9 protein-coding genes are annotated in these 10,530 nt (G+C 69.0%); 6 read left to right on the top strand and 3 right to left on the bottom strand.

Annotated features, from left to right (window positions below; genetic code table 11):
- Positions 1-1,208: TonB-dependent receptor plug domain-containing protein (locus tag Q0L11_RS05365; protein WP_296595892.1), on the bottom strand; the 1,208-nt coding region annotated here is incomplete at its 3' end.
- 439 nt (positions 1,209-1,647) lie between these two features.
- Here Q0L11_RS05365 and Q0L11_RS05360 point away from each other — a divergent pair.
- From Q0L11_RS05360 to Q0L11_RS05335, 6 genes are all read left to right on the top strand, one after another.
- Complete coding sequence (locus tag Q0L11_RS05360) at positions 1,648-2,280, top strand: hypothetical protein (protein WP_296595891.1); 633 nt, start codon at positions 1,648-1,650, stop codon at positions 2,278-2,280.
- A gap of 19 nt (positions 2,281-2,299) precedes the next feature.
- Entirely contained in the window at positions 2,300-2,650 is a 351-nt protein-coding gene (locus Q0L11_RS05355) for a hypothetical protein (RefSeq protein WP_296595890.1), read from the top strand.
- A 190-nt stretch (positions 2,651-2,840) separates the two neighbouring features.
- Positions 2,841-3,584, top strand: a complete 744-nt coding sequence (locus tag Q0L11_RS05350) for a response regulator transcription factor (RefSeq protein ID WP_296595889.1) — start codon at positions 2,841-2,843, stop codon at positions 3,582-3,584.
- Positions 3,584-4,906 carry an ATP-binding protein gene (locus tag Q0L11_RS05345; RefSeq protein WP_296595888.1) on the top strand — a complete coding sequence of 441 codons (1,323 nt, stop codon included), beginning with the start codon at positions 3,584-3,586 and terminating at the stop codon, positions 4,904-4,906. Before Q0L11_RS05350 ends, Q0L11_RS05345 begins: the two co-directional genes overlap by 1 nt.
- A 158-nt stretch (positions 4,907-5,064) precedes the next feature.
- On the top strand, positions 5,065-5,760 hold the full coding sequence (locus Q0L11_RS05340; protein ID WP_296595887.1) for a carbonic anhydrase: 696 nt from the start codon (positions 5,065-5,067) through the stop codon (positions 5,758-5,760).
- Positions 5,757-7,295, top strand: coding sequence for a SulP family inorganic anion transporter (locus tag Q0L11_RS05335; RefSeq protein ID WP_296595885.1), 1,539 nt, complete (start codon positions 5,757-5,759; stop codon positions 7,293-7,295). Before Q0L11_RS05340 ends, Q0L11_RS05335 begins: the two co-directional genes overlap by 4 nt.
- Before the next feature lie 74 nt (positions 7,296-7,369).
- Here the strand turns inward: Q0L11_RS05335 and Q0L11_RS05330 are convergent, their stop codons facing one another.
- Both Q0L11_RS05330 and Q0L11_RS05325 read right to left on the bottom strand, forming a co-directional pair.
- Positions 7,370-7,924, bottom strand: coding sequence for a type 1 glutamine amidotransferase domain-containing protein (locus Q0L11_RS05330; protein WP_296595883.1), 555 nt, complete (start codon positions 7,922-7,924; stop codon positions 7,370-7,372).
- Between the two features lie 144 nt (positions 7,925-8,068).
- On the bottom strand, positions 8,069-10,530 hold a 2,462-nt coding region (locus tag Q0L11_RS05325), incomplete at its 5' end, for a TonB-dependent receptor (protein ID WP_296595882.1).

Genomic DNA, 10,530 nt, shown 5'->3' with positions numbered 1-10,530 from the left:
TAGACGCCGAGGATCCAGCGCAGCGGCCCGTCGCCGTTCGAGGTCAGGTTGATCTCGTTCGAGTAGTAGCGCTTGTGCTCGTTGAAGTCGGTCGTCTGGGTCGGGAAGTAGAGCTGGCCGGCCAGGATGCCGGCGATGCCCGCCGTGCGGCTGGTGCCGTCGTTATCGCCGCCGGTCTGGTAATTGTACTGCTGGAAGCCGCCGATGTACTTCAGCGAGGCGAAGCCCAGGTCGTAGCTGACCGTCGTGGTCAGCACGTGGTTGCCGCGCAGTTGGCCGTACCCGTCCGTGTTGGTGTTCATCACGTAGGGGTCGTTCACGCCCGGATTGGCGGTCGTGTAGCCGAACTGCGGGTTCACCTGCAGTTGGCCGATGAGGCCGAACACGCGCGTGGTGTCGTACGGCGTGGTCAGGTTCGCGAGGCGGTCGCCGACGCCCGTGGTGTCGTCCCAGCTCGAGCGATTGTAGCGCGCGAAGATCGAGAGCTTCTCGGTGGGTTCGGCCTCGACTTGGAACTCGAAGTAGGTCCGCTTGATGGTCGCGCCGTCGTTGGCCGTGCCGATGTTCTTGATGAAGCCGTCGCGCTGGTGGTCTTGGCTGCCGCCCACCTTGAAGCGCAGGTTGTCGGCGACCGGCAGGGAGACCACAGCCTCGACGCGCGTGCGGTCGTAGTTGCCGTAGCTGGCGCGGACCTCGCCGCCGAACTCGTGCGCCGGGCGCTTCGAGATCTGGTTGATGGCGCCGCCGATGGCGTTACGGCCGTACAGCGTGCCTTGCGGGCCGCGCAGGATTTCCGTGCGCTCGATGAACAGCGGCGTCTTGAACAGCTCCGACGACGAGGCCGAGTAGAAGCCGTCCGAGTACGACGCCACGCCCGGGTCGTTGCCGATGTAGAAGGTGTTCCGGCCGGCGCCGCGCAGGCTGACCCGGTCGGTGCCCGAGTAGTTCATGCCGGGCGTGAAGTTCACGAAATCCTGGATCCCGGTGATGCCGGCGATGTCGCGGCGCTCGGACGTGAAGGCCGACACGGCGACCGGGACGTCCTGCAGCGATTGCTCACGCTTTTCGGCCGTGACGACCAGCTCCTCGAGCGTGGCGCCCTCGTCGGCTTGGGCCTGGGCCAGGGCGGGTTGGGCGAAGGCGGCGAGCGCGGCGAAGGAGACGCCGGCGGCCAGAAGGGCGCGCGCGGGCGCGATTTTGCGAGACATAAGGGTCCTCCCGAGGCGCGGACGGGCGGGCCGACCGGACTCGTTGTTTTGCATTTGTTGGATCGGACACGGGGAGGCGTCCGGGAGGCGGACCCTCAATGGGTTACGCGCGCGGCGTCAACTGACGAGCGATAACTTACGCTGTTGCAGCGCTGCCTTTTTTCAAAGTGTGGCGAAAAGACCGCATTTTCGAATCCTAGGCGCAAAATCGAACGGTGATCGCCGAATCCCTTCCCGATTAGGGAACGGTAAACGTTGAAAATCTTCCCGCCGCATACCGTTCTGTCAAAATCTGGCGAGCCAGCCCTCTTAGCCGCTTTCAGCGGCCGTCATAGTTTGTCACAGACGGGATGCTTGCCAGCAAACTTGGCCCCCCAGCTTTCGATCCAACCGAATGGCCCCGCATGCCGGGGCGGACGGAAGCTGGAGGCAGATATCAATGATCGGATCGAGCCGATCGGCGCTCGTCGCCGCGCTGCTGGCCGTGCTCGCGGCGACCCCCGCGGCGGCGAACGGCAAGGCCCAGGGCCTCACCCCCGAGGCGGCCCGCGCCAAGGTGACCCTGCATGACGACCCGCTGGAGGTCGAGGCCGTGCTCTCGACCCACGGGGTGCTGCGCTCGACCCGCGGGATCCTGCGCGCATCGCACAATGACGGCCACCTGCGCGCCGCCATCGACCGCCGCACCGGCCAGACCCGGTTCGAGGTGCGTCAGACCGTGCAGTACGTCGGCGCCTACCGGAACTTCTCGACCGTCAACTTCGAGACCGCGTCTTGGCCGGCCAGCGCCAGCCTGCGCAAGCTCGATCAGAATCCTGCGCATTGCGACGCGATCGATCCCCAGTCGGCCTGCTTCGAGGAACTCAGCTTCGTCGTCGACGAGGCCGAGTTGCGGCGCCTGGCGGCGCAGGGATCGTCCGGCGAGGCATGGGCCTTCAAGCTCAAGCCCCGGCAGGGTGACGAGCACCGCGCCAGCCTGCCCCGCGCCGAGATCGCCGGCCTCCTGATGGCCGTCGACGACTACCGCGCGCGCTCGGCCGGCGCGTCTTCGACGGCAGCCGACGCCCCCTGATCTTTCCAAGGAGATTTCCATGCGACTGAAACAGCCCCTCGGCGCGGCCCTGACGCTTTCCCTGCTGGCGGCCGCCGCCCCGGTTTTCGCGGGTCCGGCCGGCTCCGGCCTCGCCCACACCGAGTGGGTGGCCAAGAAGGCCGCCGAGGCCCGCGCCGCCGAGACCGTCCGCCTGACCGCCCCGTCGCGCGATTGCGTGCCGGCTCTCGTGACGGCGCTGCGCCAGCACGACGCGGTGAAGGGCGTGATGGTGGAGGCTTCGGACCTCAGCATCCAGGTCCGCACCGACGCCAAGACCGCCCGCGCCGGCGCGCTCGAAAGCCTGATGGCCCGCACCTGCGCCGCCACGACGGCGGCGGCGGCGTCGTGACCGCGGGGGCGGCGACAACTCTCCCCCCTCCGCCGCCCCTAAAGGCGATCTTCGCCTGAGCGGAAGGCGATGCGGGCGGCTCCACGCCCCGCCCGCATCGCCGCCCTTTTCTCGTCCGCCTTGTTTGCGCCGCCCCGCCCTTTAAGTTGGCGGGGCCCGCTCCTCCTCCGTGTGTGTGTCCGACGCCTGAATGCTTGAGCTCCAGTTTGACGACCTCGTCGCCGCGCCGCCCGTCGTGCTCGTGGTGGAAGACGACCCCGGCCTGCGAACGCTGCTCATGCGCACGCTGCGCGAGAACGGCTTCCAGGTGCTGAGCGCCGGGTCGGGGCCCGAGATGCTGCGCTGCCTCGACGGCGCACAGGTCGACATGATCCTGCTGGACGTCATGCTGCCGGGCGCCAACGGTTTCGATCTCTGCCGCGCCGTCCGGCAGACCAGCTCCGTCCCCATCATCATCGTCAGCGCCCGCGGCGACGAGGCCGACCGCCTCGTGGGCCTGGAACTCGGCGCCGACGACTATGTGCCCAAGCCCTTCAGCGCCAAGGAGCTGATCGCCCGCATCCGCGCCACCCTGCGCCGCACCCGTGGCCAGGTGGGGCCGGCCGCGCGCGCGCCCCGCGCCCAGCTCAGCTTCGCCGGCTGGACCGTCGACCCCGCGGCGCGCGAGTTGGTTTCCCCCGAGGGCGTCGCGGTTGAACTCTCCGGCGCCGAGTTCGACCTCCTGCTCGCCTTCCTCAGCCATCCCCAGCGCGTCATCGGCCGCGAGCGTCTGCTGGAACTGTCCCGCGCCCGGCTGGCCGACGCCTCCGATCGCAGCATCGACGTGCTGGTCAGCCGCCTGCGCCGCAAGCTCGCCGGGGCCGGCGACGGCGCGGTGATCCGTACCGTGCGCGGCGTGGGCTACATGCTGGCCCATCCGGTCAAGCGCGTCTGATGACCTGGCGGCCCTGGCCGCAGGGCCTGATCGGACGGGTCATCCTGGTGATGATGGCCGCGGTCCTCATCGAGTTCACGGCCAGCTCCGTCGTCTTCGAGCGCATCGACATCCACACCACCCGCTCGGAGCAGGCGCACCACCTCGCCGAGCAACTGGTCGTCGCCAGCCGCATCCTGGGCGAGACCGCCGAGCCGCGGCGTCCCCTCGTGGCGCGCGAGCTGTCTTCCCGCACCGCCACGGTCCAGTGGGGCGAGGGTTCGTTCCGTCCGCCGGCCGGGCAGGGCGGCTGGTTGCGGCGCCTGCACGCCGACATGGAGCGATGGGAGCCGTCGCTGGCCGGCCAGGACCTGCGCCTCGACCTGCTCGGCGGCGAGAGCGCTCCGCAGGCACGGCTCATCGCCTCGGTGCGGATGGACGACGGTACCCGGGTTCAGATCTCCTCCCGCGTCACGGCCAACCCCTGGGAGGCCATCTGGGCGGGGCTCGGCTCGGTCGCGGTCCTGTCGGCCGGCGTCCTCGTGGCGGCCGTGCTCCTGGTCCGCAGCTTCGGCGGTCCCCTCCGCGGCCTTGCCGCCGCGGCGGAGAGCGTGGGCCAGGGCGCTCCGGTCCACGTGCGGGAGGAGGGGGCCGGCGACCTGCGCCGCGTCGCCCGCGCCTTCAACGCCATGCAGACCCGCATCACCGACCTGATTACCGCGCGCACCCACGCCCTGGCCGCGGTGAGCCACGACCTGCGCACGCCGCTTTCGCGCCTGCGCCTGCGGGCCGGTCTCGTCGCCGACCCCGACACCCGCGACGCCCTGGAGCGCGACGTCGACGAGATGAGCGCCATGCTCGATTCCCTGCTCGCCTATCTCGGCGGGCGGCAGGACGCCGAGGCTCCGCGGCGGGTGGACCTCGCCGCCCTGTGCATGACCGTCGTCGACGCGGCGGTCGATGCGGGCGGTCTGGCCACCTATTCCGGCCCCGAGCGGCTGGCGGCCGAGGTGCGCCCCCTGGCGGTCAAGCGGGCCGTGGACAATCTCGTGCAGAACGCCCTGATCTACGGCGGTCGCGCCGACGTCGCTCTACTCGAAACCCCGGACGCCATCGTGGTCCGTGTCGAGGATGAAGGCCCCGGCATCCCGGACGAGCATCACGCCCGCGTCCGCGAGGCTTTCGAGCGTCTCGACGACGCCCGCGCCCGCAACACCGGGGGCCTGGGCCTCGGCCTCAGTATTGTGGAGCGTGTGGCCCAGACGGAGGGGGGCGAGTTCGTGCTCGCCAACCGCCCCACCGGCGGTCTGCGCGCCGAGCTGCGCCTGCCGCGGACCGACTGACGGACATCCTTTGATACGAACTTGCTGCGGGGGCGAAACGGCGCCGCGGCACAACGGCGGGGCGACGGCGCCCGGGACCGGACGTCGACACCGCCGCAAGGCGTGTTCGCTCGGGGGTCGTCGCACCCTTTCCTCCCCGGACCCCGGAGACCTCCCCCATGGACCACGTGCTGGAACGGGCCGCGCAGTTTCGCGGCAAGGTGTTTCCCCAGCAGAGCGCCCTCTATCGCCGCCTGGCCAGTGACGGCCAGAGCCCGAAGGCCCTGATGATCAGTTGCGCGGACTCCCGCGTGGTGCCCGAGGTCATCACCCAGGCCGCCCCTGGCGATCTCTTCGTCTGCCGCAACGCCGGCAACATTGTGCCGCCGTTCTCCCAGGCCAACGGCGGGGTCTCCTCTGCCGTGGAATATGCCGTCGTGGCCCTGGGCGTGCGCGACATCGTTGTCTGCGGCCACTCGGACTGCGGGGCCATGAAGGCGTTCAGCAATCCCGACGCCCTGGCCGCCATGCCGAACGTCGCCGCCTGGCTGCGTCACGCCCACGCGGCGCACAGCGTCGTCTGCTCCGCCTACCACGGCCTGGACGACGCCGAGGCCGCCCGGGTCATGGCGCTCGAAAATGTCGTGGTCCAGATCAACCACCTGCGCACCCACCCCTCCGTCGCGTCGGCCATCGCCCGCGGCGACCTCACGCTGCACGGCTGGTTCTTCGACATCGAGACGGGGCAGATCCTCGCGCTCGACGGCGAGAGCGGCCGCTTCGTCACCGTGGAATCCAACGGCCGCCTGCCCGTGGCGCTCGCTCCCGCCCGTCGCCTGGCCGCCGAAGGCCTGATCGGGGTCGCCGCCGAATGAGCGCCGACACCGCCGCCCAAACCCCCGCGGAGGCGTCCCGCGGGGGCGCCCTTTCGCGCGACCTGACGGCCTCCATCGTCGTCTTCCTGGTGGCCCTGCCGCTCTGCATGGGCATCGCCATCGCCTCTGGCGTGCCGGCCGAGAAGGGCCTCATCACCGGCATCATCGGCGGCATCGTGGTCGGCGCCCTGGCCGGCTCGCCGCTCCAGGTCAGCGGCCCCGCCGCCGGCCTGGCGGTCATCGTCTTCGAGATCGTGCAGAAGCACGGGATCGGCATGCTGGGTCCGCTGCTGGTGCTGGCCGGCCTGATCCAGTTGGCCGCCGGCGCGCTGAAGCTGGGTCAATGGTTTCGCGCCATCTCGCCCGCCGTCGTCCACGGCATGCTGGCTGGCATCGGCCTGCTGATCGTCGCCGGTCAGGTGCACGTGATGCTGGGCGACAGTCCCGGCCCCCACGGCCTGCGCAACCTGCTGGCCATCCCCGAAGCCTTCTTCAGCCTTAGCCCGGTCACTCTGGGGCTCGCCGAGCAGGCCTTCCTGGTGGGCGCCGTCACCATCGGCGCCATGGTGGGCTGGGAGAAGATCCGCCCCGCCAAGCTCAAGCTGATTCCGGGCGCGCTGCTGGGCGTGCTGGCTGGCACGCTCGTGGCTGCCGCCTTCGGGCTCGACGTCAAGAAGATCGTCGTGCCGGAGTCGATCATCGCTGCGATCGACGTGCCGACGGCGGCGAACTTCGCCCGGCTGGCCGAACCGGCGCTGCTGGTCACGGCGCTCGCGATCGCCTTCATCGCCTCGGCGGAAACGCTGCTATCGGCGGCTGCGGTGGATCGGATGCACGACGGTCCGCGCACCAAGTACAACAAGGAACTCTTCGCCCAGGGCGTCGGCAACATGCTGTGCGGCGCAGCGGGCGCTCTGCCGATGACCGGGGTGATCGTGCGCAGTTCGGCCAATGTGCAGGCCGGCGCCGCGACCCGGCGCTCGGCGATCCTTCACGGCCTGTGGCTTCTGGCCTTCGTCGCGCTGCTGCCCATGCTGCTGCGTCAGGTGCCGAGCGCCGCCTTGGCCGGGGTGCTGGTCGTCACCGGCTGGCGGCTCGTGAGCCTCCAGCACGTGCGTCACCTGTTCGAGCGCTACGGCTTGCTGCCCGCCGCGATCTGGGCGGCGACCTTCGTCGGTGTGGTCGCCACCGACCTGCTGACGGGCGTGCTGATCGGCATGGCGCTGACCCTCCTGGAGCTGGTTCCACACCTGCGCAGTATGCGCCTCAGCATCGCCGAGCGCGCAGGCGACGGCGCGGAGCGCGAGGTCAGCCTTGAGGGCGCCGCGACGTTCGTCCAGTTGCCGCGGATCACCAAGGCGCTGGAGGCGATCCCGGATGGCGGCCGCCTGCGGCTCGATACGCAGCGGCTGTCCTGTCTCGACCACACCTGCGCCGAGGTGATCGACGAGTGGCTGAAGGCCAAGCGTCGGGCGGGAACGAAGGTCGAGGTCTCGCCGGGGCCCTTCGCGGCCCGATTGGCGGGAGCGACGTAGGGAACCCTCGGAGGAGACGCTCGGAGAAGCGGGGCGGCGGAGCGATCCGCCGCCCTTTTCCGCGTGGGCCTGCCTCAGGCGTGCCGCCCTTCGGCGAACTCCTCGATCATCTTCTCGCAGAAGGCGGGGAGGTCGTCCGGCTTGCGCGAGGTCACCAGACCCCGGTCGACCACCACCTCTTCGTCCACCCAGTCCGCGCCCGCGTTGCTCAAGTCGGCCTTGAGCGACGGCCACGATGTCATTCGCTTGCCTTGCACCGCCTCGGCGTCGATCAGCGTCCAGGGGCCGTGGCAGATCGCGGCGATCGGCTTCGAGGCCTGCGCGAACGAGCGGACGAACGCGATGGCCTTCGGCTCCAGGCGCAAGGCGTCCGGGTTGATCACGCCGCCCGGGAGCACGATCGCGTCGTAGTCCTCGGCATTGGCGTTCGCGAGCTCCCGGTCGACCCGTACCTTCTCGCCCTTGTCGTGGTGTTGGAAGCCCTGGATCTGCCCGGCCTGGGGCGCGATCACGTCCACGTCGGCGCCCGCGGCCTTCAGGGCCTCGACGGGCTTCTCGAGTTCGACTTGCTCGAAGCCGTCCGTGGCCAGCACGGCCACCTTCTTCCCCTGCAGCTTGGCGTCGGTCATCGCATGTCTCCCGGTGTCTGGGGGTTGAGGTCGCCTCCTAACCGCCGGAACGCCCCGGTGTTCCTGGCGAGCCGCCGATCGCGCACGAAAAAGGGGCGGCGGATCGCTCCGCCGCCCCTCGAAGGTCCCTGGAAGGTCTGGGGCTTACCAGCGCTTGGTGATCGAGACGCCGTAGGTGCGCGGCTCGGTGTAGAACGCGTTCCGGAACAGGCCGGAGCTGTCGTCCGTCAGGTAGAAGTCGGTGATCGCCTTCTCGTTGGTGGCGTTCTTCACGAAGCCGGCGAGTTCGACGCCCATGTCGCTGTTATTGACCGTCAGCGTCAGGTTGACGTTGTCCCAGGCTTTGATGCGGTCCGGCGCGCTGTTGTAGATGCGCGCGAACGTCTTGGTCTGGTGGTAGTAGTCGCCGCGCAGCGTGGCGTCCCAGTCGCCGAGGGTCCAGGTGTACTGGGCGCCCAGCGAAACGGTCCAGTGCGGGGCGTTCGGCAGTTGGTTGCCGCCGAGGTTCACCGGCACGCCTTCCGAAACCAGGCCGCCGAAGGCGTTGGTGCCGGCGGCGATCGCGCCCGTCCCGTTGATGTTGGTGCCCGCGCCCGCGGCCGAGGCCAGGGTGCAGACGCCGAGCAGGTTGAATGGGTTGGTCGCGTTCGCGATGCCCAGTGCGGTGGCCGCGGCCGCCGTGGAGACCACGCAGTTCGACGCCGCGCTCGACTTCACCAGGGTCAGGCCCGGGTTGCTCTGCGTGCGGTTGAACGTGTCGACGAGCGAGGCGTCCTTGATCTTGGTGTCGAGGTAGCCGATGGCCGCGTTGAACCGGAGGCCTTGGAGCGGCTGCCAGATCGACTCGAACTCCAGGCCCTTCACCTCGGCGTTGATGTTGTCGTTGGTGGAGGCGCGGTTGATGATCCGCGAGATCTGGTAGTTCTTATAGTCGTAGTAGAACCCGGTGAGGTTCAACTGCATCGTGCCATTGAGCAGGGTGTTCTTCATCCCGATCTCGTAGGCGTCGATCAACTCGGGCTTGAAGGTCAGCGAGGTCGGAACCACGCCGATGCCGGGGCTGGGCGGGGTGTTCAGACCACCGGACTTGTAACCACGCGAGTAGAACGCATAGACCAGCGTGTCGTCCGTGAAGCCTAGGTCAGGCTTCCAGTCGAAGCCGAAGCGGCCCGTGGGCTTCTTGAACTTGACGTGCAGGATGCCCGGCTGCCCGGCCAGCGGGGCGCCGATGCCCGAGCCGGGGGTGCCGAGCGTCACCGAGTGGTTCTCGACGTCCTTCGAGTCGACCGTGTAGCGCAGGCCCAGGGTCCACTTGAAGTTCTCGGCCATCTGCCAGTACAGCTCGCCGAACACCGCGTACGACGTCAGGTCGTAGGGGCCGTAGCTGTCGTAGTAGTTGTGGCCGAGGTGCGTCGGGTCGGCGTTCGGGTCGATCGCCACGCAGGCCGCGCCGCTTGTGCAGTTGGCGTTGCCCGTGTTGAGCAGGTTGTTGACCTGGTAGTAGCCGGTGCCCGTGTTGAACATCACGTAGTAGTCGCCGGTCGCCTGGTAGCGGCTGAAGATGCCGCCGATGTTGAAGTTCCAGGGTCCGTCGAAGCTCGATTGCAGCCGCAGTTCATGGCTCCACTGCTCGGTGTAGGCCGAGGAGATGTCGCTGGTGGTGAAGCGGTTGAACGTGCCGTTCTGCGGATCGCGGATCGCGCCGCCCGGGAACAGGCTGGCGTACAGCGCCGCATAATTCGGCACGGCCGCGAACACGTTCACCGGGTTCGGCGTCGTGTTGAACGTCGAGCTCGGCGTGTAGCGGTTGTAGTCCTGACGGGTGGTCAGCTTGTACCAGGTGTACGCCGACAGCCAGTTCAGGGTCAGGTTGTCGGTGACGTCGAACTGGGCGTTGAACTCGTAGATGTCGGTCTTCGACTTGTAGATCGGGTCGAAGGTCGACTCGATGTCGCGGATGCTCGGCGTCTGCATCTTTCCGGCATAGGCGTCGCCGGTCTGGAAGCCCGCCAGCGCGCCGAAGAGGCCGCCCAGCGTCGCCTGGCTGTTCACCGTGCCGAACGCGTCGGCCGCGTAGAGCGAGGTGGCGCGGCAGCCCTGGCTGAACAGGCCGCGCTCGATCTGGCCGATCAGGCCGCCCGCCGCCGTGGAATAGCCCACGCCGCCGACGTTGGCCGGACCGGTGTCCTTGCTGCAGATCTGCTTGCCGATCCGCGAGCGGTTGTCGTCTTCCTCGAAGTGGTCCCACATCACCCAGCTACGGAACTTCTCGCTGGGATTGAAGGCGAGGGTGGTGCGGAAGCCGTACAGGTCGCGGTCGTCGGCGTCGTTGCCGGTGACGAGGTTCTTACCGAAGCCGTCCCGCTTCAGGTACGAGCCCGCGACGCGCAGGGCCAGCATGTCGCCGAGGGGGATGTTGATCATCCCGCGGGCCTTCATGGTGTTGTAGTTGCCGTATTCGGCGCGGACGTTGCCTTCGAACTGGTCGGTCGGCTTGGCCGTGACCATGTTCACCACGCCGCCCGTGGCGTTCCGGCCGTACAGCGTGCCCTGCGGGCCGCGCAGCACTTCCACCCGCTCGACGTCGTAGAACTCGGTCTCGAACA

Origin of the sequence: Phenylobacterium sp., from assembly GCF_024508875.1 — a bacterium.
Lineage (GTDB): Bacteria > Pseudomonadota > Alphaproteobacteria > Caulobacterales > Caulobacteraceae > Phenylobacterium.
Note: the sequence above shows the minus strand (reverse complement) of the source record. Positions and strands in the feature narration are given on the sequence as shown.